A 25,397-nucleotide genomic window follows, 5' to 3' on the forward strand; every position below is an offset into this window, starting at 1 on the left:
GAATGACCGACACGGCTTGTTTACCTGAACGACAGTTTCCTCGGTTTCCGCAGCGTCACTTCGCCTGGCTGCCACTCTGAAACAGCCTTTCTAAATCTTTCTTAAGGCGGATGTGGCACTGCTTGGCCCCCAAGAGTTGGGATTCAGGCGTTGAATCTGAGAAAAAAGAACGAGATCCCGGTCGACGTCTATATTCCGTTCGTGGAAACCCTGTTTCGCGACGGGATGACGCTTTCGATCGGCATTCTCGCGCAGACTTTCCTGATTGGTCTTGTCTGGTGGAAGAATGGCGACCCGCTTTATTTGCTGGTCGCCATCTCGATGATTCTCGTCGGCATATTCCGCATGAGAAACTTTCGAAAATACAACAGCATGCCCTCGCCGACGACTTGGGAAGAGGCGCACAAGCGCGAGAATGATTACATTCTCTATGGCTCCCTGCATGGTTTGACGCTGGGCGCGTTCTGCCTGCTCGGCATCTATTTCGCGCGCGACAATTTCGCCGAGATCGCCTCCGTCTGTTTGACGCTGGCGACCGCCACGTCCATCGCCGGCCGCAACTACGGGTCGCCGCGCATGGTCACCATTCTGACCCTTGCCCTGACCTGGCCGATCTCGCTGGGGTTTCTGCTGCGCGGCGACATCTATCACGTTCTGCTTGGACTGTCGGCGGCGCCGTTCCTGTTCGCCATCCGCAAATTCGCCAACACCGTGCGCGATGTGCTCTTCGCGGCCGTGTCGGAAGAGAAGAAGGCCAATCGCATCGCCCAGCGCTTTAACAGGGCGCTCAACACCATGTCGCATGGCCTCGTCATGCTTGGCCCCGACGGGCGCGTCGCAGTGGCCAACGCCGAGGCCGCGCATCTGATGTCGCTCAAATCGGCCGATGCGCTGCTCGGCCGGTCGATCCACGGTCTTTTGATGCGCGGCGTTGCCGGCGGCATGCTGGCGCCGAAGGACTGCCGCTATATCGAGGCCCAGCTGACCCGCGCCCTGCGCGAGGGGCGCGACCGCAAGGTCCTGGTTTCCCTGGCCAACGGCCAGCACTACGAGTTCTCGGCCCGCGAGGGCAGCCAGGAACTGGGTGTCATCACCTTCGAGGACGTGACCGCCCGTGTCGAAGCGGAAGAAAAAATCCGCTTCATGGCACGCTATGACAATCTGACCGGCCTGCCCAACCGGGCCTATTTCCACGAACTGGTCGCCGAAGCCATGGCGTCCGGCGACCGCGATCGCCTCTGCGCCCTGGCGGTGCTCGATCTCGACGATTTCAAGAGCGTGAACGACACGCTTGGACATCCGATCGGCGATGGATTGATCTACGCCGTGGCCGAACGGCTCGCCGCCATTGCCAGGCAAGGCATCAATGTCAGCCGTTTTGGTGGCGACGAGTTCATGATCTTCTTCGACCGCGTCGAGGACCAAAGCGATCTGACCGGCAGGCTCGACGAGATTTTCGCCGCCTTGCAGGGGGAGGTGGACGTCGCGGGTCATGGGCTGCGCATCCAGTCCAGCGGCGGCGCGGTGCTGTCGCGGGTCGGGGACACCGATGTCGACGCCATGATCGTCAAGGCGGACCTCGCGCTCTACAAGGCCAAGGAACTTGGCAAGAACAGCTGGCGGCTGTTCGAAGCCTCGATGGATGCCGCTTTCCGCAACCGCCAGCTGATGAAGGCCGACCTGCGCGGCGCGGTGGAAAGCAAGAGCTTGCGGGTCGTCTATCAGCCCATCGTGGCGATGAGCACCATGCGCATCGCCAGCTGCGAGGCGCTATGCCGGTGGGATCACCCCGATCTCGGCCCGATCTCGCCCGGCATCTTCATACCGCTGGCCGAGGAAATGGGCATCATTTCCGAAATCAGCACCTTCGTGCTCGAGGCGGCCTGCACCGAATGCGCCAAATGGCCGGACCAGACCAGCGTCTCGGTCAACCTGTCCGCCAAGGATTTCCGCAGCCGTGACGTCATCCAGAAGGTTCGCGACGCGCTGGTCCGCTCCGGCCTTGCCGCCGGCCGGCTGGAGATCGAGGTCACCGAAACGGCGCTGCTCGACGACAAGTCTCTGACGCGGCAGTACATCGAGGAACTGAAGCAGCTTGGCGTGCGCATCGCGCTTGACGACTTCGGCACCGGCTATTCGAGCCTGAGCTACCTGCACAAGCTGCCGCTCGACAAGATCAAGATCGATCGCTCGTTCCTTATGGACGTCACGCAGAACAGGCGTTCGCTCGAACTGCTCAAAGGCATTGTCAACCTGTCGCGCCCGCTCGGTCTGTCCGTCACCGTAGAGGGCGTCGAGACCTTCGAGCAGCTCAAGATCCTGGCCCTCGAGGTCAAGCCCGACCTGGTGCAGGGGTTCCTGTTCGGTTCGGCGCTCAGCGCCTCTGGCATCGAGACGATGTCGAGCACCGTGTGGCCCTTCGCAAAGGACATCAGGACGGCCAGGAAAGCGGTACGCCGCTGATTGCGCGCCTTGCGTCTCGGGACTTCATTCCATCCAGCATTCCGCGGCGTCGGGCCGGGCTCGGCTCCTGCCCACGGCAATCTATGCGGCGGCGTCTTTCTGCCAGCATGAAAAACCAAGAAAACCATCAAATTTTAGTAATATTTTGTTGAATGTTAACCTTAACGACTGGTAAACGATCCCCTTCCCATTTTCATCTTTACATCGCATAACCCTGACGTAGTGTCGGTTTGCGGCGTCAATGTGCGGGGTATGAGTAGATGATTGTGCAGTTGAGTTCGGTTCGCTCAGCAGCGGACCTGGACGGCAAGGACGCCTCGGACAACATGTCCGGCTTCGCACGCAACGTCTCCGCGATGCTTGAGCGAACTGAATATCGTCGTTGCGACAAGGGCGAGGATCTCGAGGATATCTACCGCCTGCGCTACAAGTCATATCGCTCCAACGATATGGTGCCCGACAACGAAAATCAGACCATCTACGACGAACTCGACGAGACGCCGAATGTCTACCGCTTCGGGGTCTATATCGACCAGGTGCTGCTCAGCACGCTTCGAATTCATCACGTGACCTTGGCAACGCCGATGTCGCCGTCCACGAAGGCTTTCGGCGACATTGTCAGGCCGATGCTCGCCGACGGTTTGAGCTTCATTTGCCCCAGCCGGTTTGCCTCCGACCCCGAATGGTCGCGCATCTATCCGCAGATCCCCTATTTGACGTTGCGGCTTGCCGGCATGGCGTGTTTCCACTTCAACGCGCCCTATTGCCTGTCCACCATTCGCGAGGACCATGCCGGCTTCTACAAGCGGATCTATTATTCCGAGAAGATCAGCGAGCCGCGCGCGTATCCTGGCGTCTTCAACAAGGTCGTGCTCTACCGCGCCGACGTCAACGCCATCCGCGAGCGGTCCCTGTCGCGGTTTCCCTTCTTCCGTTCGACGCCGATGGAACAGCGCATGCTGTTCGATACGCCGCATGCGGGCGAGCTTGCGCCGCTGACGATCCTGCCGACCGCGAAATATTACCGCGAAGCCGCCTGAAATCGCGCGCGCGCGATTTCGCCGGGCGAACGTGGAGCCTTTGGGCCGCTTCAGCGTTTTCGGGGATGCCAAGGGCGGCACCGGCGCCAGCTCATGGCCTCGAAGCCTGGTAAGGAACATCTCATGCACATCTCCCAGCTCGCTCTCACCCCGCTCATTTCGCTGATCGCGGGCGTTCTGATCCTGGTGATGCCAAGGCTGCTGAACTACATCGTCGCCCTTTACCTGATCGTCGTCGGGTTGCTCGGACTGTTCCCGCATCTCGCCGGCTGAAGACGGTCCGAAGGGTGACCAGCGCCGCCTTCGAGCCGACGGCGCGCCTGCCGTCAGCTTTTTGGGGCGGCGTGACGTAGGTTGCCCGTCGGCCTTTACGACTACGATGCCATCCGAACCGCTCTGAAGACTGCATGTCGCCCCCGGAGATGAGTTCTCCCTGAGGGCCCTGTGGGCTGCGGTGCGGCAAGAGCGCCATTGCTCTCGGCCCAGCTTTTCGCTATGTGCCTGAAAGATGTCTTCGAAGGGGTACTTCCATGGCTGATCACTCGGCGAACGGGCCTGTCGAACTGGGCGCGAAGATGGACTATGCCGAGCACGACCGCACCTATGCGGGATTCCTCGCGCTGGCCAAGTACGGATCGCTTTTCTGCGCCGCCATGCTTCTGGCCATGGCCTTCGGCTTCTTCGCGGGCGGTTTCTTCTCGGCGACAATCCTGTTCGTTCTGATTCTGGCCGTCGGCGCCTTCCTCCTCCGATAAGAATTTCCGACATTTCGTCCACGGCGCCGCCGCGAGGCCGGCCGGCGTCCTGCGGGAACAGTTTCCGGCCGAAAGGATCATGCGGTGGGACAGACGGTTTTCATCCCTCGTGAACTCGATGCCAACGAGCCTCGTGTGGCGGCATCGCCGGATACGGTGAAGCGGCTGACCGCACTGGGCTTCGATGTCGTCATCGAGACCGGCGCCGGCACACGCTCGCGCATTCCCGACGAGGAGTTCGCCAAGACGGGGGCCACCATCGGCAAGGCTTCCGATGTCGCCAAGGCCGATGTCGTACTCAAGGTGCGCCGGCCAAGCGATGCCGAGCTCAAGAGCTACAAGGCCGGTGCGGCCGTCATCGCCATGATGGATCCCTACGGCAACGATGACGCCGTCGCGGCTCTGGCCAGGGCCGGTGTCACCGCGTTCTCGATGGAGTTCATGCCGCGCATCACGCGCGCCCAGTCGATGGACGTCCTGTCCTCGCAAGCCAATCTTGCCGGCTACCAGGCGGTGATCGACGGCGCTTCCGAATACGATCGGGCCTTGCCGATGATGATGACGGCGGCGGGCACCGTGCCGGCGGCTAAGGTCTTCATCATGGGCGTCGGCGTCGCAGGCCTGCAGGCGATCGCAACGGCGCGCCGGCTTGGCGCGGTCGTCACCGCCACCGATGTGCGCCCCGCCGCGAAGGAGCAGGTCGCTTCTCTCGGCGCGAAGTTCCTGGCCGTCGAGGACGAGGAATTCAAGGCCGCCGAAACGGCCGGCGGCTACGCCAAGGAAATGTCGAAGGAATACCAGGCCAAGCAGGCGGCACTCACCGCCGAGCACATCGCCAAGCAGGATATCGTCATAACCACGGCGCTGATCCCCGGCCGGCCGGCGCCGAAGCTGGTCTCGGCCGCGATGGTCGCTTCGATGAAGCCGGGCTCCGTGCTCGTCGATCTCGCTGTCGAGCGCGGCGGCAATGTCGAGGGCGCCGTGGCCGGTCAGGTTGTGACGACGCCCAACGGCGTCAAGATCGTCGGCCATCTCAATGTGCCGGGCCGCATCGCCGCATCCGCATCGCTCCTCTATGCGAGGAACCTGTTCTCTTTCCTCGAGACGCTGGTCGACAAGACGACCAAGACGCTGGCCATCAACCGCGATGACGATCTCGTCAAGGCGACGATGTTGACCGACGGCGGCAAGATCGTCCATCCGGCGTTCGTCAAGGCTGATCAGCAGCCTCATGTCGAGCCGGCCGCGATCCAAGCCACGACAATAGTTGCCGACGCCTCGGCCGAGCCGGCCGCCCGCAAGGCGGCAACCAGGAAACCGGCCGCGCCCAAATCGCCCTCGTCGAAGCCGAAAGGGATAGCGTGATGGATCAGACCCTGCAGAAGGCTCTCGACCAGCTCGATCAGGCAAGCGCCGCCGTCCGGCTGGCGGTGCACGACATGGCAGCCGCGCCCGGCGCTGCCGATGCGGCCGGTGGAGCCGCGCACGCGCTGTCGGGCGGCGCCATCGATCCCTTCGTCTTCCGCTTCGCCATCTTCATCCTGGCGATCTTCGTCGGCTATTATGTCGTCTGGTCGGTGACCCCCGCGCTGCACACGCCGCTGATGGCCGTCACCAACGCCATCTCCTCGGTCATCGTCGTCGGCGCGTTGCTTGCGGTCGGCATCGCCGCCTCAGGCATCGCCGCCGGCTTCGGCTTCGTCGCGCTGATGCTGGTCTCGGTCAACATCTTCGGCGGCTTCCTCGTCACCCAGCGCATGCTGGCCATGTACAAGAAGAAGGACAAGTAGAGCGCCATGAACGCCAACTTCGCGTCCTTCCTCTATCTCGTCTCCGGCGTCCTGTTCATCATGGCGCTGCGCGGCCTGTCGCATCCGACCACCAGCCGCCAGGGCAATCTGTACGGCATGGTCGGCATGGCCATCGCCATTGCCACCACGCTGGCGCTGGCCACCCCGTCGGCCGGGCGCTTCGGCCTCATCGTGCTCGGCCTCGCCATTGGCGGCGGCGTCGGCGCCATCACGGCGCGCCGCATCGCCATGACCTCGATGCCGCAGCTGGTTGCCGCCTTCCACTCGCTCGTCGGCCTTGCGGCCGTCATGGTCGCGGCCGCGGCCATCTACGCGCCGGAAAGCTTTGGCATCGGCACCGACGGCGACATCCATGCGCAGGCGCTGATCGAGATGAGCCTGGGTGTGGCCATCGGCGCCATCACCTTCACCGGCTCGGTCATCGCCTTCCTCAAGCTCGACGGCCGCATGTCGGGCAAGCCGATCATGATCGGCGGCCGCCATTTCATCAACGCCGCGCTTGGCATCGCGCTGATCGTGCTGATCGTGCTGCTTGTCACCACCGAGTCCAAGCTGGTCTTCTGGCTGATCGTCGCGGCATCGCTGGTGTTGGGCATCCTGCTGATCATCCCGATCGGCGGCGCCGACATGCCGGTCGTCGTTTCGATGCTCAATTCCTATTCCGGCTGGGCGGCGGCGGCGCTCGGCTTCACCCTGGGCAATCTGGCGCTGATCATCACCGGCGCTCTGGTCGGTTCGTCAGGCGCCATCCTGTCCTACATCATGTGCAAGGGCATGAACCGAAGCTTCATCTCCGTCATCCTTGGCGGCTTCGGCGGCGAGACGGCCGCTGCAGCCGATGACGGCATCGAGCGCACGGTCAAGCAGGGTTCGGCCGACGACGCCGCCTATCTGATGATGAACGCGCAGAAGGTGATCATCGTGCCCGGCTACGGCATGGCGGTGGCCCAGGCGCAGCATGCGCTGCGTGAGATGGCCGACAAGCTCAAGGCCAATGGCGTCGACGTCAAATACGCCATCCATCCGGTCGCCGGCCGCATGCCCGGCCACATGAACGTGCTGCTCGCCGAAGCCAACGTGCCTTATGATGAGGTGTTCGAACTGGAGGACATCAATTCCGAGTTCGCGCAGGCGGATGTCGCCTATGTCATCGGCGCCAACGACGTCACCAACCCGTCGGCTCGTGACGACAAATCCTCGCCGATCTACGGAATGCCGATCCTCGACGTCGACAAGGCTCGCACCTGCCTGTTCGTCAAGCGTTCGCTGGGCTCCGGCTATGCCGGCATCGACAACACGCTGTTCTACAAGGACGGCACCATGATGCTGCTGGGCGACGCCAAAAAGATGACCGAGGAGATCGTCAAGGCCATGGATCACTGAACCGACCAAACGGTGATCTCATACCTCAAAAAAGAAAAGAGCCCGGTTTGAAGCCGGGCTCTTTCATGTCTGGGAGATGCTGGCGGTTAACGGGTGGTGATGAAAACCGCTTCCTCGTCGTCGCGCTGCCTGCCGCCGAGCGCCGCAGCGGCACTGGCAATGAAGGCACCGATGACAAGCGACAGGGCGCCCAGCAGGGCAAACGTCGCGCTTGCCTTCCTGGCAGCGTCAGCCGCCTCCTTGGCCTTGACCTTGGCGTCCTCCACCTTGGCGACGAGCGCGTCGACACGTGCCTTGGCATCAGCCTCGGAAAGACCGGTGCGGGCAGCGACCAATTGCGCAAGGTAAGTCTTGTCGTCGGCGGAGATCTCGCCGGCGGCGGCGCTGGCCATCAGGATGCGAGAGGCCTGTCCCGTCGCAGCTGCATCGCTGTCAGCATTGGCGGCGGCGAGCCTGGCCGGATCGGCCGGTCGAAACAAAGAGTCGACCAGGTAGGACGTCGCATTGTCGGCCGAAGCGTTGTCTGCGTTGGCCGAGGCGCCGGCCGATGCACCGAGCGCAGCGCTCGAAGCAACCGTGGACACCGCCTGGACGCCGGTACCGAGTGCTGCGGACAAGGCCGAGCCCAGAATGCCGACGACAAGCAAGGTAGCCAATGCCCAGGCAAGGAAGCCGTGGGCTGTATCACGGAAATAGACCTCGTCCGTGTGGACACCGACCCATTTCGTGCGAAGACGTCCGGCCAGATAGCCACCGACACCCGAAGAGAGCCACTGGACAATGACCAGCCAGATGGCGGTCGACACCGCGAAGGTGGTGATCGATGCGCCTGAGCCGGACCATGGCGAAACCATGGTCAGTCCGAGCCCGGAGCCGAGCAGCATCAGGATGAACGTCAGCGTGGAGGCTGCGAACGCGCCTGCGATGATCGGTCCCCAGCTGACGGCGGTGGATGACGATTCCGTCGAGGCGGATACGTCGACAGCCGATAGGGTGGACTGCATTTCCGCCCCCTACCGTACGAACAGCATAAGAAGGATGATGATCGGAATCGGAATACCGAGCAACCAGAGCAAAATTCCACGTCCCATGAAGGCCTCCTGTGAGAAATTGTGATCGATGCTGTCACAATGTCTTGCAGGAAGTTCCGTTCCGGGCCGCTGCAAAATGATTTGATTGGTACAGACGGAACAAACGGGGGGCCATGGGCAGCAACGCCCCCCGAACTCGAGATCAGATATCCAGATTGGCGACCGACAGCGCGTTGTCCTGGATGAACTCCCGCCTCGGCTCTACCTCGTCGCCCATCAGGCGCGAAAAGAGCGAATCCGCGTCCGTCGCGTCAAGCACCTTGACCTGCAGCAGCGAGCGAACATTCGGGTCGAGCGTGGTTTCCCAGAGCTGTTCGGCATTCATCTCGCCGAGACCCTTGTAGCGCTGCATGGTCAGCCCCTTGCGGCCCGTCGCGAAGACCGCGTTGAGCAGTGCCAGCGGCCCCGAAATGGTTTCGGCGACATCCTTGCGGCGCAGGACCGGGGGCGCGTCATAGACCTCGCTGAGGCGCGGTGCATAGCGGTCCAGCTGGCGCGCGTCGGCCGAATTGATCAGCGCCAGGTCGAGATGCGCGTATTCTTTGACACTGCGCACCGTGCGCTCGAACACATAGCCGCCAGTGCCTTCGTTCGATGTCGACATGCGGCCGGTCCAGCCGCGTTCGGTGTCCTCGGCGATGATGTCCAGTCGTTTGGCCACCCGATCGGCCATGGCGTTGGCGCGTCCCAGATCGGTGAACACCTCGGGGTTCAGGCCGCCGGCGATCGCCGCCTGTTCCACCACGCCCCTGTTGTAGCGGGTGTGCAGGCCGTTGATGAGCTGACGCACGGCCAGCGCGTCGTCGATGGCGGCGCGTAGATCCTGTCCGGTGCGGACCTCGCCAGAGCCAAGCGACAGCGACGCCTCTTCAAGCCCCGAGCCGATCAGGAACTCTTCGAAGGCGGCCTCGTCCTTGATGTATTGCGAGCTCTTGCCGCGCGTGACTTTGTAGAGCGGCGGCTGGGCGATGTAGAGATGGCCGCGCTCGATCAGTTCCGGCATCTGCCTGAAGAAAAATGTCAGCAGCAGGGTGCGGATGTGGGCGCCGTCGACGTCGGCGTCGGTCATCAGGATGATCTTGTGGTAACGCAGCTTGTCGGCGTTGAACTCGTCCTTGCCGATCGAGGTGCCGAGCGCGGTGATCAGCGTGCCGATCATGTCGGAGCCGAGCATGCGGTCGAAACGCGCCCGCTCGACATTGAGGATCTTGCCGCGCAAAGGCAAAATGGCCTGGTTCTGCCGCGAACGCCCGCCCTTGGCCGAGCCGCCGGCGGAATCACCCTCGACGATGAAGATTTCTGATTTCGCCGGGTCGCGTTCCTGGCAGTCCGCCAGCTTTCCAGGCAGCGAGGTGACGCCGAGCGAGCTCTTGCGGGTGATGTCGCGCGCCTTGCGTGCAGCCTCGCGCGCCGCCGCCGCCTGGATCACCTTCTCGATGACCACCTTGCCCTCGGTGGGGTGTTCCTCCAGCCAGGTGCCGAGCGCCTCGTTGACCAATCCCTCGACGACTGGACGCACTTCCGACGAGACCAGCTTGTCCTTGGTCTGCGACGAGAATTTCGGATCCGGAACCTTGACCGACAGCACCGCCGTCAGGCCTTCGCGGCAATCGTCGCCGATCAGCGAAACCTTTTCCTTCTTGGTCAGGCCCGAGGATTCGCCATAGCCGGTGATCTGGCGCGTCAACGCCCCACGGAAGCCCGCCAGATGCGTGCCGCCATCGCGCTGCGGAATGTTGTTGGTGAAGGCCAGCACATTCTCGTGGTAGCTGTCGTTCCACCACATCGCCACTTCCACGGTGATGCCGTCGCGCTCCGCCTTGATGGCGACCGGCTTGTCGATCAGCGGTTTCTTGACCCGGTCGAGATATTTGACGAACTCTTCCAGCCCGCCGTCATAGTGCAGCTCATGGCGCACGATGTCGGCGTGACGCGCATCGGTCAAAACGATGCGCACGCCGGAATTGAGGAAGGCGAGTTCGCGCAGCCGGTGCTCCAGCGTGCCAAGGTCGAACTCGACCATGGTGAAGGTCTCTGCCGACGGAAAGAACGTGATCTCGCTGCCGCTGCGGCCCTCATAGGTGCCCGGCTGCTTGTCTTGCTCGTAGCTGCCCGTCGCCTTCAGCGGTGCGTCGGCGTTGCCATGCGTGAAGCTCATCTCGAAAATCTGGCCGTTGCGGCGGACCTTGAGTTTCAGCCATGCCGAAAGCGCGTTGACCACCGAAACGCCGACGCCATGCAGGCCGCCGGAAACCTTGTAGGAGTTCTGGTCGAACTTGCCGCCGGCATGCAGCTGCGTCATGATCACTTCGGCCGCCGAAATGCCTTCCCCGGTGTGGATATCGGTCGGAATCCCGCGGCCATTGTCGATAACAGTCACCGAGCCGTCGGGGTTGAGCGTCACGGTGACGAGGTCGGCATGACCGGCCAGCGCCTCGTCGATGGCGTTGTCCACCACCTCATAGACCATGTGGTGCAGGCCCGACCCGTCGTCGGTGTCGCCGATATACATGCCAGGGCGTTTGCGGACAGCGTCCAACCCCTTCAAAACCTTGATGGAATCGGCGCCGTATTCGGCGTCGGCGCCATTGGCGTTCTCGTTCTGGTCGCTCATGAAAACCTGTTGTCTGGATGCCGCTTGCTCAGCGCGAAAAACCGGCCCCGAATCGCGCCTCTGATATTGCCTAGATATAGGCGCGAAAGGCGGTTTTTCCAAGGTTTGCGGGCATTTCCAGGCCGAATCCGGAGCTGGCAGCCGGCTATTTTTTTCGAGCGTCGAATTTGGCGAGAAGGTCGCGCAGATATCGGATCGTCGATTTGTCCCTGGGCGCCAGCCGGCCGGTGCGGTCGAGTTCCACCGTCAGGTCCAGAGCCTTGGTCAGCACGGCCTTCGGATCCTTGGCCACATACGCGTAATTGATATAGGCCTGCACCAGGTCAAATTGCCAGATCGCATTGTTCGGATCGGATTTCGCCAGGTGCTGGCGGATCTTGAGGCTGGCCTCGAAGGCTTTCCGGGAGCCCTCGAAGTGGCGCTGTTTTGTCTCCATCATGCCGATTTCGGCCAGAGTGATCGAGAGGTCGCGCTGCCAGTCCGAATTGGCCGGGTCGAGCTTGGCCAGCCGGTCGGCAATGGCAAGGCTGTCCTGGTAGTGTCGCAGCGCGCCGCTGACATCGCCTTGCTGATCGAGCACACCGGCCACCTTCTCCAGGCAGACCGACAGGTCGCGCTGCCATTCGCTGTTGGCGGGGTCGCCGGCGGCAAGGTCCCGCGTTACAGCCAGTGCTTGCTGATACGAATTCAGCGCCGCGGGCCAGTTCTTCTGGTCGCTCAGCGCGTTGCCGATCTTGACATGACTGATCGACAGGTCTCGCTTGAGATCGGTATGGTCAGGGTCCCGGCGCGCCAGTTCTTCGGCGATCGCCTGGCTGTTGGAGTAGGCCGCGAGCGCACCGGCCACGTCGCCGCGCTCGCGCATCACGTCACCGATCCTTTCCTGGCTGACAGCGACAGCGCGCTGGCGCTCAGGGTCATCGGGCTTGTTCTCGGCCAGCGCCAGCCGAATTCTCAGGCTCTCTTCAAAGGCCGTCTGGGCGCCGTCCAACTGGCCGGCGGTCCGCGCAAGGTCGCCGATTTCATCATAGGTAATCGTCAGGTCGCGCAGCAGACCGGCGCTGTTCGGCTCCGCATCGACCAATTGCTGCTTGATCGACAGGCTCTGTTGATAGGCCTTGGCGGCGGCCCCCACGACGCCTTGCGTCGCCAGCACGTTGCCGATCTTGTCGTTGGCCGTGGCCAGATCGCTAAGCCAGACCTTCTTGTCCGGCATGCCTGCGGTCAGGTTTTGCAGTATGTCCCTGGCCGCCTCGTAGTTTTCCAGCGAGGTTGGCAGGTCGCCCTGAGCCATCCTTATGTTGGCGAGCTTGATATGGCTGACGGCGAGATCGCGCTTGACGCTGGGGGCGGTTTCCTGACGCGACCGCTGCTCGAGATTGGCCAACAGTGCGGCAAAGGCGCGGCCGGCCGCCTCGACGTTGCCGACAGTCGTATAGAGAACGCCCAGTTCCTCCAGCGTGCGGCTCTGGCGGTCGGCCTGTTCCAGGCTGAGCGGGGTCTGGCCGGCTTCGCCATAGAGCGCCAGCACGGATTCGTAGTCGCCGATGGCGGTGGCATAGTCGAGCTCGGCGCGCGCCGCGCCGCCGGACAGAAAACGCGTCGCGGCTTCGGACAGCGTCCGGCTGACGAAATTGACCTTCAGCGCGTTGCGCGAGACGTTGTCGATGTCGGCCGCCTTGGCGAGGATGGCGCGGGCGCCGTCGAACGCGCCGAGCGAAAGCTGTTCCTCGGCCTGAAGGCGCAGTTCGGTCACCTTCGGGTCGTCGGAGGCGAGCATCTTCATCTCGCCGCGCACCTTGACGAAGGCGTCGGCCGCCTCGCGCAACCGGGCATTCAGGCTGTCCGCCGAAAGATGGCTCGCATCGGCGCTGATCAGCGCGCCGTAGAGCGGCGCCAGCGGCACGTCCGCATCGCTGGCGATCTGTTCCACCTCGACGCGCATTTCCGGCGTAACGTCGGCCATGGCCAGCAAAAGCCGTTCGCGTTCCGGCAATCGTTCCTTGGCCTCGGCGGCAAAGAACAGTTTCGGCAGGCCGCTCTCGACATAGGGCAACTGCTTTCCCCGCGACAGATCATAGACCTCCTGCTGCACCAGCGTCAGCACCGAGCGGATTTCGAGCCCGTCGGTGCCGAGATACTTGGTCAGCGCGGTGGTGAACGGCGAGTTTTGTCCGGTGCCGTCGGCGGCCGTCTCGCCTGGCGCCGCAGAGAAGGCGAACAGGATGTTTTCCGCGCGGCCAATCCTGCCGAGACCAGGCTTGACCTTGTCCGCGATATCCTTCGCCAGAGACGTCGCGCCACGCCCTTCGCTCATCGTGCCGGAGAACGGATCGCTGCGGCAGGCGTCGAGCACGACCAGCCCGACCTTGGCGATGGCGGCGACAGCGTCGCGTACCTCTTCCAGCTTCAGGCTGGTCTTGGCCAGCGCGTCCAGCGAGGACGCGTCGGCATCGACCGGCAGCAGCCGGTTCTCGCCAGAGATTTCAACGCCATGCCCGGAAAAATAGACGAGCGCCACATCGGCGCCCTTGGCATCCTCGCGAAAATCGTCGAGCGCGCGCCGCATGCGCCTGAGGTCGCGGTTGGTCTCCAGCACCACCTCGAAGCCCAGCGTCTTCAGCGCGGCTTCCATCGCTTCGCCGTCATTCACGGGGTTGGCCAGCGGCCGGACCAGCCGGTAGTCGTCATCGGCCATCACCAACGCCACGCGCCGTTCCGCCGCCCCGGCGGCGGTGGTCGCGAACATCAGCAGCGTGGCAAACAGCAGGCGCAAGTCGAACCGCCCCCCGGCTGGTTGATCGACGCGAGCATTCCACCTCTTTACGGCATGGGCAAGCCGCGCTCTTGGTCGAAGCCGGGCTCGTTCAAGCAGTGCGCAGCGGCTTTAGCGCTTGGCTCCAGCGCAGCAACTCGTCCAGCATGGTCCTGGCGCCGCCCTGGACCTGTTCGCTGGCGTTGAAAGCGCCGTGTTCGTCGAGCAGTGTCTGGTACATCGGCAGCGCGATGCCCTCGGAGATCGGCATGACGCCGACTGCGGCCAGCAATGGCTTGAGGGACTGCGCCGCGCGCAGGCCGCCGGAGACGCCGCCATAGCTGAGGATACCGGCGGCTTTGTACTTCCATTCCCGCGACAGGTAGTCGATCGCGTTCACGATCGCCGGTGCCGCGAAGTAGTTGTATTCCGGCGCCACGAACACGAAGGCGTCGGCGGCATCGATGGCCTTCGACCAGGCCTTGGTATGCTCGTTCTGGTAGTTGCCGAGCCGCGGATGGTGCGGCTCATCCAGCACCGGCAGGTTGAACGCGTGGATGTCGGTCAGCACCGGTTCGAACTTGCCGTGCTCGCGCGCGAATGCCTCCAGCCACTGCCCGAAGACAGGCCCGGCGCGGCCGGGCCGCGTGCTGCCGATGATGATGTTCAACTGATGTTTCAAGGTGGGCTCCTTTGCCTGGCGGTATCTGTTGGTAACCGTCACTACGGCAGCGCGCCTTGATGGACAAGGCAGGACCTCGCCCACGGCCGTCACGATTGGATGAACACACTGTCTGGCCCCGGAGTCCGCCAAGCCCAACAAATGCCTGCCGTTCCGTCACATGGACGCCCGGAGTGCCAGCCACTACATTGACAGGACCAGCGGAGCACTTCATGGACGCACAGCCCGCCCCCTTCGTTCCCCCGGCGCCGAAGCCGCGCACGACGCCGCCCTCGACGCTGGAGATGATCCGCATCGTCTACCGCAATCCGCTCGAATTGTGGGGCGAGCTCACCTACAACGAGCCATGGATTTCGGCGAATGGCGTCGGCGGGCATCTGATCGTCGCCAATGATCCGGGGCTGATCCGCCATGTGCTGGTCGACAACGCCAAGAACTACAAGATGGCGACGGTGCGCCAGAAGATCCTGCGGCCGATCCTGCGCGACGGGCTGCTGACCGCCGAGGGCGAGGTCTGGAAGCGCTCGCGCAAGGCGATGGCGCCGGTGTTCACGCCGCGCCACATCTTCGGCTTCGCCCAGCCGATGCTCAAGCGAACCCGGGAGTTCGTCACCCGCTACGAAGCGGGCGGCACGTCTGACATCGCCCACGACATGACGCTGCTGACCTACGACATCCTGGCAGAGACGCTGTTCTCCGGCGAGATCGCCGGCGAGCCCGGCAGTTTCGCCCACGAGATCGACCGCCTGTTCGAGACCATGGGCCGTGTCGACCCGCTCGACCTGTTGCGCGCGCCCGACTGGCTGCCGCGCCTGACCCGCCTTCGCGGCCGCAAGACCATGGCCTATTTCCGCAAGATCGTCACCGACACGGTCAAGATGCGCGAGGCCAGGTTCAAGCGCGATCCCGAAGGCGTGCCGCAGGACTTCCTGACGCTTCTGTTGAAGGCCGAGGGACCCGACGGGCTGACGCGGGCCGAGGTCGAGGACAACATCATCACCTTCATCGGCGCCGGCCACGAGACGACGGCGCGGGCGCTGGGCTGGACGCTTTATTGTCTGGCGGAATCGCCGTGGGAGCGCGCCAGGGTCGAGCGGGAGATCGACGAGGTGCTGGCGCGCGAGTCCGATCCGACCAAATGGCTCGACGCCATGCCGTTCACCCGCGCTGCCTTCGATGAGGCCCTCAGGCTCTATCCGCCGGCGCCGTCGATCAACCGCGAGCCAATCGTGCCGGAGACGTGGAAGGATCTTTATATTCCGAAGCACGCTGCCGTGCTTGTCATGCCCTGGGTCGTCCATCGCCACAGAAAGCTCTGGGACAGGCCGGACGCGTTCCTGCCCGAACGGTTCCATCCGGGAAATCGTGAAAAGATCGATCGCTTCCAGTATCTGCCCTTTGGCGCCGGGCCGCGTGTCTGCATCGGAGCCAGCTTCGCCATGCAGGAGGCGATCATCGCGCTCGCCATCCTCCTGTCGCGGTTCCGCTTCGATACCACCGCCGAGACAAAGCCCTGGCCGGTGCAGAAACTGACCACGCAGCCGCAAGGCGGGCTGCCCATGCAGGTCACGCCTCGCTAGGCATGCCGATATTCAGGTGATGCCGGCCTGCGAACGATGGCTTCCTGCGCTTCCGGTGCTCACGTACCAAAAGTACGCTCCGCTCCGGTTCTCGTAACCCACCGTTCTCGGCTCGGCCTGACCTGAATCTCAACACGCCTAGGACTTATGCTACGGGCTTGCGCTGCTGGAACTGACCGGCGGCGCGGAAGCGCCAGAGATAGCTCGGCAGGATCGTCGCCAGCGATTGCGGCTGGATGCCCAGCCCGGCGAACGTCCGGTTGGCCTTGACCGCCGCGTCCGAGACGATGTTGTGCTCGCGCAGCTGCGTCACCTGGTCCTTGGTCAGCAGCGGATTGGGCAGCAGGCCGAGGATCGAGGCCTGGATGTTGGCCACCCACCACGGCACCGGCACCAGCAGGCGCTTGCGCTCGATCACTTCGAGCAGTTCCTCCATGCACTCCTTGAAGGTCAGCACCTTCGGCCCGCCAAGCTCGTAGATCTGGCCGCCGCCAACCTTGCCGTCGACCGAACGCGCCACCGCTTCGGCGACGTCGCCGACATAAACCGGCTGGAACTTGGTCTGGCCGCCGCCGATCAGCGGCAGCACCGGCGAGTAGCGCGCCATGTTGGCGAAGCGGTTGAAGAATTCGTCCTCGGGTCCGAAAATGACCGATGGCCGGAGGATGACGGCGTCCGCGACCGTATCGAGAACGGCCTTTTCGCCAAGCGCCTTGGTGCGCGCATAATCCGATTCGGACTCCGCATCGGCGCCAAGCGCCGAAACATGCGTAAGGCCGGCACCCACCGAGCGGGCCGCTTCGGCCACGGCGCGTGCGCCGAACTCGTGCACGGCGGCAAATCTCTGCCGCCCGCCCTGATGCAGAATGGCGACCAGATTGACGACATGGTCGGCGCCTTGCACCGCGCGGTCGACCGACCAGCGCATGCGCACATTGGCTTGCACCGGCTGGATCTGGCCGACATTGCCGAGCGGCTGCAGGTGGCCGGCAAGATCGGGCCGCCTGCAGGCCACCCGGATGCGATAACCGCGCTTGGCCAAGGCGCGCACCACATGGCGACCGACAAAGCCTGATCCGCCAAAGACGACGACCAGCTTTGGGGTCTGCAGGATTTCGGTCATGGCTGGCTCCGGCGCTCGCAAGCTTGGCTGAAGCCGTTTCATAATCCGTTTCGCGCCAAAGGCAAAGGGCGACGCGTCGTCGCTGTCGCCCTTGTTTGCAGGGCAATTTTCAAAAATGTGCGGAGCAGGACCCGTTGGCAATTCAAACGCAGAAAACCCCGCCGAAGCGGGGTTTTCCGGATGACATCATGCGAAGCCAGGGGCCGACGGAGCGGCCTGACCTGAGACGGTATCAGGAGGGCGTGAAGCAAGTACGCCCACCCCAGCCCTGAACATCCGACATGGTGCCACCGACCTTCTTGCAGGCCGCGATGAAATCGGCACTGCAGCTGGCAAATTTTGCGTGACCGTTCTTGCAATAATGATCCTCGGTGGCGCCGCCGCTCGGAGCGGCGATGGCGCCGGGTGCGGACGGTTTCACCGGAGCTGCCTTCAAATTGGCCGCCTGGGTGGCACCCATGAACGAGCCGAAAAGAAGAACCGCGGTGAGCATGGTGATCTTGGTGTTGGTCATGGCAATTTTCCTTTATGTTTCGGTCGAGTTTCCGGGGCGCGAAGGGAACATCCTTCGCATCAAACAGGCTTTCGCTTTCGGTTTGCTGTTTCCCCCGGCGTGGGTCGGGCAAGCTCGCCTTGCCCTGGACAAAGCTGGGTCGTCGCAACGCGCAAAAAGGTTCAGCGGCGCGCACAAAAAATCGCGCCCTGCCACGCAAGGCGCAGGCAGGGTTCACATAACTATCTGATAAATAAGATTATTCAGGCCGAATAGCGCGCCGCGAATTCGGAAATGCGCTGCACCACCGCCTTGGAAGCGGTGATGCCGCGCGCCTGTGCCTTTTCCGCGGCTTCGGCACGGGACCGTCCTGGCACATGCACGCCGAAGCGGCGTCGCAGCCGGTCGAGCTGGTCCCTCATCCGCCGTTCGAAGTCCGGGTCGAGCAGCTTGGGCTCGATCGCCAGCACGAACAGCCCGGTTCCGGGGCTGTCCGGCCCGCCGGTGAACCATGGCGCGTCGAGCGACCAGTTGGCGCCCGACAGGCCGGCCGCCAGCACTTCGACCATCAGCGCGATGTTGGCGCCGCGCTGGCCGCCGAAGGCAAGCATGGCGCCCTTCATGGCGGCCGCCGGATCGGTGGTCGGGTTGCCGCTGGCGTCCAGCGCCCAGCCTTCGGGGATGGTCTTGCCGTCTTCCGCCGCCTTGCGGATGTTGACGAAAGCGGTGGCGCTCGACGACTGGTCGATGACCAGCGGCGCGCCATCGGCGGCGGGCGCGGCAAACGACATCGGGTTGGTGCAATAGACCGGCTTGACCGAGCCCGAGCCGGCAAGCACGGCAGGCCCGTTGGTCGCGGCGAACGATACCATTCCCTGCGCCGCCAGCCGTCCGGTGAAATAGCCAAGCGCGCCGCACGTATATGCATTCTTCTGCGAGAAGATGGCGACGCCGAACAGCTTCGCGGTCTTGACGAGGTCGTCGATGGTGCGGTCGAATCCGGTATGCGCAAGCCCGCCGCGCGCGTCGGAGAGATAGATCGCCAGCGCCGGCCGAGTGATCACGGGATCGGCGTTGCCATCGATGCGGCCGGCTTCCAGCCCTTCGAGATAGTCGATGAAATGCGACAGCCCGACGGTCGCAAGTCCCTCGGACTCGGCTGCGATAATCGAAGCGGTCAGCGATTGCGCCGCTTCCTCGTTCGCGCCGGCGCCGAGTGCCGCCATCCGGCATAGCCCTGTTGCCTGGTCGAGACTGAGTTGCATCGGGATAAGTTCCTGAGTGAGTGGCGAATAGGGGATAGCGAATAGCGTAATGGCGAGCTGTCGGCTATCGCGCGGTCCCCGGACCCCGATAACTACTCGCTATTGGCTATTCGCTGCTACCCAATTTTGTTGGGAATCCGGGCCGCTATCCTGCCGAAGGCGAAGACCAGGATGCCGGTGATCGTCATGTAGATCAACGCCAGCAGCAGCAGCGGTTCGTAGGTCAGCAGGGTGTCCTGCCGCACCTTGGACGAGACGGCGAAGATGTCGATGACGCTGATCGTCGCCACCAGCGGGGTCGACTTCAGCTGCAGGACGGTTTCGCCGGTCAGCGTCGGCAGCGCCCGGTAGATGGCTTGCGGCAGCCAGATGCGCCGGAAGGTCTTCCAGCGGCTCATGCCGAAGGCGCGCGCGGCCTCGAGTTGTCCCTTCGGCACGCCGGCAAAGGCGCCGCGCATCACCTCGCCCTCATAGCCGGCGAAGGAAAAGGTCAGCGCCACCACGCCATAGGGCCAGGCTTGCCGCAGATAGGGCCACATCCAGGATTCGCGGATCCAGGGATATTGCGGAAATAGCGAGCCGAGGCCGTAATAGAGCAGCCAAAGCTGGATTAGCAGCGGCGTGCCCCGGATGACGGTGCAAAAGGCCTTGGCGGGCGCCGCAAACCAGAAGGATCCGGTGGCCTGCGCCAGCCCGAGCGGCACGGCGAGCAGAAAGCCCAGGACGCAGGTGACGGCAAGGATCCATAGCGAGCGCCAGATGCCGGCCAGGCCCATCTCGTAATATTGCGGCAGCCAGTCCCAGCGCATGAAGAACACAGCCGACAGAACGAGACCGATCGCGATCAGGATCAGCACGATGCGGTGCGGCTGCAGCCACAGTGACGTTCTCGCGGCAACATTGATGATGGCCGTCTCGTTTGCCATCAGCGCGCCTCCTTCAGCGAAGGCATGCCGCGCCGCGACCAGGCCTCGACGCGTCCGATGAGGAGGTTCGATAGCAGCGACAGCAGCAGGTAGAGCACGCCGGCCGCGACGAAGAAGGTGAAATAGGCCTTGGTCACGCCGGCCGCCTGACGCGTCGCCAGAGCCAGCTCGTAGAAGCCGACGACCGCCAGCAGCGCGGTGTCCTTGGTCGCGATCAGCCAGAGATTGGCAAGCCCCGGTATGGCGAAGGGCAACATCGCCGGCAGCGTGATGCGCCGCAGCAGCAGGCCGGGAGACATGCCGTAGGCGCGGGCCGCTTCGATTTGCCCCTGCGGAATGGCAAGGATGGCCCCGCGGATCACTTCCGTCGAATAGGCACCCTGGACAAAGCCGAGCACGGCGATGCCAGCCGCCAGGCCGCTAATGTCGATGCGCTGATAGCCGATCGCCGTCAGTGCCTTGTTGATGAGATCGGTTCCGGCATAATAGAGCAGCAGGATCAGCACCAGTTCGGGCACGGCGCGAACGATCGTGGTGTAGACCGCAAGCAGGTCGCGCACCACCGGGCCGCCATAAAGCTTGCCATAGGCGCCGCCGGTGCCGATCAGCAGGCCCAGGACCGTGGCGCCGAGCGCGATCTCGATTGAATGGAGAAGCCCAAGCAGCAAAGCCCCGCCCCAGCCCGGCGGGCTGGGCGAAAGCAGGTCGATGATGCCGGCCGCGGAGGCCGAGAGAAATGCGTCGATCAGCGTCGCCCCCGAATTGCTGGCGTCAGCCGCCGTCAGGTCCGCTCAGCGGAAAGCGTGCGTGGACAGGCCAGGCGAGACCGCACGGCGCGAGGCCGTGCGGCTTTTGTTCATGCGCCGGCGACCTTCAGTTCGCCTGGTTCTCGGCACCGAAGATATCGAAATCGAAGTATTTCTTGGTGATCTCGGCATACTTGCCGTTGGCGCGGATTGCCTTGATGCCGGCGTTGATCTTTTCCTTCAGGTCGGTGTCTTCCTTGCGCACACCGGCGCCAACGCCGGGCCCGAGGATCTCCACGTCCGGCTCGACCATGCCCTTCAGGTCGCAACAGGCCTTGCCCTGGTCCGATTTCAGGAACGCGTCGAGCGCGATCGAATCCGCCTGCACCGCGTCGAGGCGGCCGGCGGCGAGATCCTGGTTGGCCTCGTCCTGGGTCTGGTATTCCTTGATCTCGGAAGCCGTGGGGCCAAAGTGTTTCTTGGCATAGGCGGCGTGCGTGGTCGAAACCTGCACGCCAAGCACCTTGCCCTTGAGGTCATCGGGCGTCGCGCCGAACTTCTGGTCCTTCGGGCCGATAATAGCTGTCGGCGTGTTGTAATACTTGTCCGAGAAGTCGATCGTCTTCTTGCGCTCGTCGGTGATCGACATCGAGCTGGCGATGACGTCGATCTTCTTGGTTGTCAGCGCCGGAATGATGCCGTCCCAGGCAACCGGGGTGATGACGCAGTCGAGTTTCTCCTCCGCGCAGACCGCGTCGATGAATTCGATCTCCCAGCCCACCCATTTGCCGGACGCATCCGGCGAGGTGAAGGGCGGATAGGGCTCCGCGGCGACGCCGATCTTGATCGGATCTGCCTTGGCCGCGCCCATGGCGGCGACGCCAAGCAGCAGCGCTGCGGCGAATGTCTTCAGAACGGTCTTCATGTAACGACTCCCAGTTTGTTGTTGGTTCCCGGTTTTCTTCCGCCCTGACGCTTCCTAGCCGATGTTGCGGATGAACTGTTTCAGCCTTTCGGATTTGGGCGCGCCGAAGATCTGCTCCGGCGGGCCTTCTTCCTCGACCAGCCCGTTGTAGAGGTAGACGACATGCGTCGCGACCTCGCGGGCGAACTTCATCTCATGGGTGACCAGCACCATGGTGCGGCCCTCGCGCGCCAGGTCGCCTATCACCCTCAGCACTTCGCCGACCAGTTCGGGGTCGAGGGCGGAGGTCGGTTCGTCGAACAGCATGACACGCGGATTGATGGCCAGTGCACGCGCGATCGCGGCGCGCTGCTGCTGGCCGCCCGAAAGATAGGCCGGATAGACGTCGCGTTTCTCGGCCAGGCCGACACGGGCGAGCAGCTTTTCGGCCTCGGCGATGGCCACGTCGCGCTTGACGCCAAGCACGTGCACCGGAACCTCGATGACGTTCTCGATCAGCGTCATGTGGCTCCACAGATTGAAATTCTGGAACACCATGCCGAGCTTGGAGCGAATGCGTTCGATCTGCTTGCGGTCGGCCGGAACGGTGTGGCCGTGGCTGTCGGCCTTCAGCTTGATCTCTTCGCCATTGACGCGGATGACGCCGCTGGTCGGGTTCTCCAGGCAGTTGATGCAGCGCAGCAGCGTCGACTTGCCCGAGCCCGAGCCGCCGATGATGGCGATCACTTCGCCGTCGCGCGCCGACAGCGAGACGCCCTTCAGCACATGCAGCTCGCCGAACTTCTTGTGCAGGTTCTCGACATGGATGGCTTCGGCGGCGCCTTCTTGCGCCATGTGTTTCGATGCGGATGCGGCGCCTGACGCCATCATGGCTTCGACGCCCCACGGAGCGGTCGAGCCCATCGCTGCTGGTATCTTTTACCCATTACCCGTCACTGGACAGAGTTCCCATTCTCAAGATGGACCGTTCCACTTGCCTCCGTCAACCGTGCTTTTTTGGACCATTGATCATGGCTTGCCGAGTGGCTATTGGCAGGTGAGGCTTTTCAGGAGAGTTCATTGGACAGAGCTTACGGGTCGCAGTCGATGGCCGGGCCGTTGAAGCGTGTGCTCATGCGCTCCGCAACCAGCGCCATGCGTCATGCCAAGGCGCCGGATTGGCACTACGGCCCCGGTTTCGATGCGCGGAAAGCCGCTGTCCAGCATGAACAACTGACCGCCATGGTCGCGGCCTCGGGAGCCGAGATCGAATGGTTGACGGATGCCGATGACGGCCTGGCCGACTCCGTCTTCACCCATGATCCGTCGCTGGTGGCCGATCAGGGCGCGATCATTCTCTCGATGGGCAAGGCGCTGCGCCGCGCCGAACCAGGTCTGCACGAGGCGGCCTACATCAGCATGGGCGTTCCCATCCTGGGCCGCATCGAGGCTCCCGGCCAGGTGGAAGGCGGCGACTGCGTCTGGGTCGACAAGACCACGCTCGCTGTCGGCCGTGGCGTGCGCACCAATCAGGCTGGCATCCAGCAGCTCTCGGACCTGCTCTCGCCCAAGGGCATTTCGGTTCTTGGCTTCGACCTGCCGCTCTGGCAAGGCGAGGAAGCCTGCCTGCACCTGATGTCGGTGATCAGTCCGCTCGCCGACGACCTGGCTCTGGTCCACGCGCCGCTTCTGCCCGCCGCCTTCTACCAGATGCTGCGCGCGCGCGGCATCGGATTGGTCGAGGGCGACGCCGACGAGTTCATGGCGTCCAACGGGCTCAGCCTCAATGTCCTGCCGACAGCGCCGCGCCAGGTCATCGCGGTTGCCGGCTTTCCCCGGACGGCGGCCGCCATGCGGGCGGCCGGCTGCACGGTTTCGACCTTCGAGGCGGACGCGCTCTGCATCGCCTGCGAGGGCGGCCCGACCTGCCTGACGCGACCGGTGCTGCGCCAATGACAATCGCTCGGGCCACCACCGGGACGACCGTCGGCGAGGCACTCATTTCGCTGCTCGAGGCGCATGGCGTCGATACCGTGTTCGGCATTCCGGGCGTGCACACGGTTGAGCTCTACCGGGGCCTGGCGCGCTCGAAAATCCGCCACGTCACGCCCCGCCACGAACAGGGCGCCGGCTTCATGGCCGATGGCTATGCGCGCGCCAGCGGCAGGCCGGGCGTCGCCTTCGTCATCACCGGACCCGGACTGACCAACGCGATCACCGCCATGGGCCAGGCGCGCGCCGATTCGGTGCCGATGCTGGTGATATCGGGCGTCAACGCCACGCCGACCCTGGGCAAGGGCCTGGGCTATCTGCACGAACTGCCCGACCAGCGCGGCATGATGGAGAAGGTGGCGCTGTTTTCGACGCGCGTCACCGAGGCCGGCGAATTGCCCGGCGCGCTGGCGCGGGCCTTCGCGCTGTTTTCATCGTCGCGGCCCGGCCCGGTGCATATCGAGATCCCGACCGACGTCATGGTCAAGACAGGCCAAGGCCTCGCCGCCATGTTGGGCAACGCCGCGCCGCCAGAGCCGGACGCCACGGCGATCGCCAGCGCCGCCGGGCTCATCGCCGCCGCGCGCCGTCCGGTCATCCTGGCCGGAGGCGGCGCCAAGCGCGCCGAACACCCGTTGAGGCGCCTGGCCGAGCGACTGGGAGCGCCGGTCATCCAGACCGCCAATGCGCGCGGCCTGCTGCATGGTCATCCGCTCTGCGTGCCGACCAGTCCCAGCTTGAAAGCGGTGCGGGTGCTGATGGCCGAAGCCGACCTGGTCATCGCCGCCGGCACCGAATTCGGTCCGACCGACTATGACGGCTACAGCGACGGCGGTTTCGTCCTGCCCGACAACCTGATCCGCATCGATATCGGCGCCGACCAGCTTGCCCGCCGCCCCGTGACGGTCGCCATCCAGGCCGATTGTGGCGAGGCACTTGAAGCGTTGCTCCTGGAAACCGGCCAGGTTGCCGCCAGCGAGAGCGGCCCGGCACGCGCGGCAGCGACGCGCGAAGCCGCCTTTGCCGAACTTGCTCCGGTGATGCAGGCGCAGGTGCGCGCCGTCGAGATGATCCGGGATGCGCTGCCCGGCTCGATCATCGTCGGCGATTCCACGCAGCCGATCTATGCCGCCAACCTCTATTACGACCACGACCGTCCGGGCGGCTGGTTCAACGCCGCCACCGGCTTCGGTGCGCTTGGCTATGGCCCGCCGGCGGCGATCGGCGCGGCCCTTGCAATGCCAGACGCGCCGGTTGTCTGCCTGACCGGCGATGGCGGGTTCCAGTTCACACTGTCGGAACTGGGCGCCGCGCTCGATGCCCAGGCGGCGGTCATTTTCGTCGTCTGGAACAACAGAGGCTACCGCGAGATCGAAACCTCGATGCTCGATGTCGGTGTCGAGCCGGTCGGCGTGTCGCCGGCGCCACCGGATTTCTGCAAGCTGGCCGAAGCCTACGGCATCGGCGCCCAGCGGCTTGGCGACATCGGCGAGTTGCCGCGGGCATTGCAGGACGCGCGGGCAACCGGATTGCCGCGCGTCATCGAGATTACCGTCGATTGAGGCATCCGCCCGGGCGTCGGTTTGCCAGCATGCGTCGGCCTTTCGCCGGCTTGGCTTCTGGCCGGGACGAGCGATGGAGCCGGCGCGTCGCTGTTGTCGGCGGCCTACTCATGCAAAGACGCGACGGCTGCCATGTCGAGATATCGGTTGAGTGATCGCGCAAAAGGCGCGACGCTTCGCGTCGGGCGCGGCAATCAACATAATTATAAGAA

At 64.0% G+C, this 25,397-nt stretch carries 21 protein-coding genes; 10 read left to right on the plus strand and 11 right to left on the minus strand.

Translation table 11 applies throughout. From position 1 onward, the window contains the following. The first annotated feature begins 150 nt into the window (after positions 1 to 150). The 7 genes from WC739_RS02440 to WC739_RS02470 all read left to right on the plus strand — a co-directional run bounded on the left by WC739_RS02440 (position 151) and on the right by WC739_RS02470 (position 7,452). Positions 151 to 2,463: a putative bifunctional diguanylate cyclase/phosphodiesterase gene (locus WC739_RS02440; protein ID WP_372951419.1), complete on the plus strand. Its 2,313-nt coding sequence runs from the start codon at positions 151 to 153 to the stop codon at positions 2,461 to 2,463. A 260-nt stretch (positions 2,464 to 2,723) separates the two neighbouring features. Further along, positions 2,724 to 3,503 carry a hypothetical protein gene (locus tag WC739_RS02445; RefSeq protein ID WP_372951420.1) on the plus strand — a complete coding sequence of 260 codons (780 nt, stop codon included), beginning with the start codon at positions 2,724 to 2,726 and terminating at the stop codon, positions 3,501 to 3,503. A gap of 123 nt (positions 3,504 to 3,626) precedes the next feature. After that, positions 3,627 to 3,776 carry a DUF3096 domain-containing protein gene (locus WC739_RS02450; RefSeq protein ID WP_080680904.1) on the plus strand — a complete coding sequence of 50 codons (150 nt, stop codon included), beginning with the start codon at positions 3,627 to 3,629 and terminating at the stop codon, positions 3,774 to 3,776. A 257-nt stretch (positions 3,777 to 4,033) separates the two neighbouring features. Further along, a complete protein-coding gene (locus WC739_RS02455) occupies positions 4,034 to 4,258 on the plus strand; it encodes an aa3-type cytochrome c oxidase subunit IV (RefSeq protein ID WP_372951421.1) in 225 nt (74 codons plus the stop codon). A gap of 84 nt (positions 4,259 to 4,342) precedes the next feature. Next, positions 4,343 to 5,623 (plus strand): Re/Si-specific NAD(P)(+) transhydrogenase subunit alpha, encoded by a 1,281-nt coding sequence (locus WC739_RS02460; RefSeq protein ID WP_372951422.1) that lies wholly within the window; start codon positions 4,343 to 4,345, stop codon positions 5,621 to 5,623. Continuing rightward, positions 5,623 to 6,048, plus strand: coding sequence for an NAD(P) transhydrogenase subunit alpha (locus WC739_RS02465; protein ID WP_372951423.1), 426 nt, complete (start codon positions 5,623 to 5,625; stop codon positions 6,046 to 6,048). The genes WC739_RS02460 and WC739_RS02465 overlap by 1 nt, the downstream gene beginning before the upstream one ends. A gap of 6 nt (positions 6,049 to 6,054) precedes the next feature. Further along, positions 6,055 to 7,452, plus strand: coding sequence for an NAD(P)(+) transhydrogenase (Re/Si-specific) subunit beta (locus WC739_RS02470; protein ID WP_372951424.1), 1,398 nt, complete (start codon positions 6,055 to 6,057; stop codon positions 7,450 to 7,452). Between the two features lie 86 nt (positions 7,453 to 7,538). Here the strand turns inward: WC739_RS02470 and WC739_RS02475 are convergent, their stop codons facing one another. From WC739_RS02475 to WC739_RS02490, 4 genes are all read right to left on the minus strand, one after another. Next, positions 7,539 to 8,456, minus strand: coding sequence for a hypothetical protein (locus tag WC739_RS02475; protein ID WP_372951425.1), 918 nt, complete (start codon positions 8,454 to 8,456; stop codon positions 7,539 to 7,541). Between the two features lie 229 nt (positions 8,457 to 8,685). Next, positions 8,686 to 11,157: a DNA topoisomerase (ATP-hydrolyzing) subunit B gene (gene gyrB / locus WC739_RS02480; protein WP_372951426.1), complete on the minus strand. Its 2,472-nt coding sequence runs from the start codon at positions 11,155 to 11,157 to the stop codon at positions 8,686 to 8,688. 145 nt (positions 11,158 to 11,302) lie between these two features. Then, positions 11,303 to 13,933 (minus strand): caspase family protein, encoded by a 2,631-nt coding sequence (locus WC739_RS02485; RefSeq protein ID WP_372951427.1) that lies wholly within the window; start codon positions 13,931 to 13,933, stop codon positions 11,303 to 11,305. Positions 13,934 to 14,024: 91 nt separating this feature from the next. Beyond that, the gene (locus WC739_RS02490) at positions 14,025 to 14,594 is read right to left on the minus strand and encodes an NADPH-dependent FMN reductase (RefSeq protein WP_372951428.1); all 570 of its coding nucleotides are present in this window, start codon (positions 14,592 to 14,594) and stop codon (positions 14,025 to 14,027) included. Between the two features lie 212 nt (positions 14,595 to 14,806). On the opposite strand from WC739_RS02490, the gene WC739_RS02495 reads away from it, so the two are divergent. Beyond that, positions 14,807 to 16,174: a cytochrome P450 gene (locus WC739_RS02495; protein WP_372951429.1), complete on the plus strand. Its 1,368-nt coding sequence runs from the start codon at positions 14,807 to 14,809 to the stop codon at positions 16,172 to 16,174. Positions 16,175 to 16,319: 145 nt separating this feature from the next. Here WC739_RS02495 and WC739_RS02500 read toward each other — a convergent pair whose 3' ends face one another. From WC739_RS02500 to WC739_RS02530, 7 genes are all read right to left on the minus strand, one after another. Beyond that, positions 16,320 to 17,297 carry a complex I NDUFA9 subunit family protein gene (locus WC739_RS02500; RefSeq protein ID WP_372951430.1) on the minus strand — a complete coding sequence of 326 codons (978 nt, stop codon included), beginning with the start codon at positions 17,295 to 17,297 and terminating at the stop codon, positions 16,320 to 16,322. A 232-nt stretch (positions 17,298 to 17,529) separates the two neighbouring features. Continuing rightward, positions 17,530 to 17,811: a hypothetical protein gene (locus WC739_RS02505; protein WP_372951431.1), complete on the minus strand. Its 282-nt coding sequence runs from the start codon at positions 17,809 to 17,811 to the stop codon at positions 17,530 to 17,532. Positions 17,812 to 18,053: 242 nt separating this feature from the next. Beyond that, a complete protein-coding gene (locus WC739_RS02510) occupies positions 18,054 to 19,055 on the minus strand; it encodes an Ldh family oxidoreductase (RefSeq protein ID WP_372951432.1) in 1,002 nt (333 codons plus the stop codon). A gap of 116 nt (positions 19,056 to 19,171) precedes the next feature. After that, positions 19,172 to 19,981 carry an ABC transporter permease gene (locus WC739_RS02515; protein ID WP_372951433.1) on the minus strand — a complete coding sequence of 270 codons (810 nt, stop codon included), beginning with the start codon at positions 19,979 to 19,981 and terminating at the stop codon, positions 19,172 to 19,174. Further along, positions 19,981 to 20,694, minus strand: coding sequence for an ABC transporter permease (locus WC739_RS02520; protein WP_372951479.1), 714 nt, complete (start codon positions 20,692 to 20,694; stop codon positions 19,981 to 19,983). The genes WC739_RS02515 and WC739_RS02520 overlap by 1 nt, the downstream gene beginning before the upstream one ends. Positions 20,695 to 20,854: 160 nt before the next feature. After that, on the minus strand, positions 20,855 to 21,652 hold the full coding sequence (locus WC739_RS02525; RefSeq protein WP_372951434.1) for a transporter substrate-binding domain-containing protein: 798 nt from the start codon (positions 21,650 to 21,652) through the stop codon (positions 20,855 to 20,857). 54 nt (positions 21,653 to 21,706) lie between these two features. Continuing rightward, positions 21,707 to 22,519 (minus strand): ABC transporter ATP-binding protein, encoded by an 813-nt coding sequence (locus WC739_RS02530; RefSeq protein ID WP_372951480.1) that lies wholly within the window; start codon positions 22,517 to 22,519, stop codon positions 21,707 to 21,709. A 219-nt stretch (positions 22,520 to 22,738) separates the two neighbouring features. Between WC739_RS02530 and WC739_RS02535 the strand changes: the two genes are divergently transcribed. After that, the gene (locus WC739_RS02535) at positions 22,739 to 23,587 is read left to right on the plus strand and encodes a dimethylarginine dimethylaminohydrolase family protein (RefSeq protein WP_372951481.1); all 849 of its coding nucleotides are present in this window, start codon (positions 22,739 to 22,741) and stop codon (positions 23,585 to 23,587) included. Next, on the plus strand, positions 23,584 to 25,185 hold the full coding sequence (locus WC739_RS02540) for a 5-guanidino-2-oxopentanoate decarboxylase (RefSeq protein WP_372951435.1): 1,602 nt from the start codon (positions 23,584 to 23,586) through the stop codon (positions 25,183 to 25,185). Before WC739_RS02535 ends, WC739_RS02540 begins: the two co-directional genes overlap by 4 nt. The last annotated feature ends 212 nt before the right edge of the window (positions 25,186 to 25,397 follow it).

The sequence above is a fragment of the Mesorhizobium sp. genome, assembly GCF_041661565.1.
Taxonomy (GTDB): domain Bacteria; phylum Pseudomonadota; class Alphaproteobacteria; order Rhizobiales; family Rhizobiaceae; genus Mesorhizobium.

What these genes read in the sequence shown, in the direction of transcription:
- WC739_RS02445 (WP_372951420.1), top strand. Translation starts at nt 2,724, where the DNA reads ATGATTGTGCAGTTGAGTTCGGTTCGCTCAGCAGCGGACCTGGACGGC.
- WC739_RS02450 (WP_080680904.1), top strand. Translation starts at nt 3,627, where the DNA reads ATGCACATCTCCCAGCTCGCTCTCACCCCGCTCATTTCGCTGATCGCG.
- WC739_RS02455 (WP_372951421.1), top strand. Translation starts at nt 4,034, where the DNA reads ATGGCTGATCACTCGGCGAACGGGCCTGTCGAACTGGGCGCGAAGATG.
- WC739_RS02465 (WP_372951423.1), top strand. Translation starts at nt 5,623, where the DNA reads ATGGATCAGACCCTGCAGAAGGCTCTCGACCAGCTCGATCAGGCAAGC.
- WC739_RS02470 (WP_372951424.1), top strand. Translation starts at nt 6,055, where the DNA reads ATGAACGCCAACTTCGCGTCCTTCCTCTATCTCGTCTCCGGCGTCCTG.
- WC739_RS02475 (WP_372951425.1), bottom strand. Translation starts at nt 8,456, where the DNA reads ATGCAGTCCACCCTATCGGCTGTCGACGTATCCGCCTCGACGGAATCG.
- gyrB (WP_372951426.1), bottom strand. Translation starts at nt 11,157, where the DNA reads ATGAGCGACCAGAACGAGAACGCCAATGGCGCCGACGCCGAATACGGC.
- WC739_RS02495 (WP_372951429.1), top strand. Translation starts at nt 14,807, where the DNA reads ATGGACGCACAGCCCGCCCCCTTCGTTCCCCCGGCGCCGAAGCCGCGC.
- WC739_RS02500 (WP_372951430.1), bottom strand. Translation starts at nt 17,297, where the DNA reads ATGACCGAAATCCTGCAGACCCCAAAGCTGGTCGTCGTCTTTGGCGGA.
- WC739_RS02505 (WP_372951431.1), bottom strand. Translation starts at nt 17,811, where the DNA reads ATGACCAACACCAAGATCACCATGCTCACCGCGGTTCTTCTTTTCGGC.
- WC739_RS02510 (WP_372951432.1), bottom strand. Translation starts at nt 19,055, where the DNA reads ATGCAACTCAGTCTCGACCAGGCAACAGGGCTATGCCGGATGGCGGCA.
- WC739_RS02515 (WP_372951433.1), bottom strand. Translation starts at nt 19,981, where the DNA reads ATGGCAAACGAGACGGCCATCATCAATGTTGCCGCGAGAACGTCACTG.
- WC739_RS02525 (WP_372951434.1), bottom strand. Translation starts at nt 21,652, where the DNA reads ATGAAGACCGTTCTGAAGACATTCGCCGCAGCGCTGCTGCTTGGCGTC.
- WC739_RS02530 (WP_372951480.1), bottom strand. Translation starts at nt 22,519, where the DNA reads ATGGCGTCAGGCGCCGCATCCGCATCGAAACACATGGCGCAAGAAGGC.
- WC739_RS02535 (WP_372951481.1), top strand. Translation starts at nt 22,739, where the DNA reads ATGGCCGGGCCGTTGAAGCGTGTGCTCATGCGCTCCGCAACCAGCGCC.
- WC739_RS02540 (WP_372951435.1), top strand. Translation starts at nt 23,584, where the DNA reads ATGACAATCGCTCGGGCCACCACCGGGACGACCGTCGGCGAGGCACTC.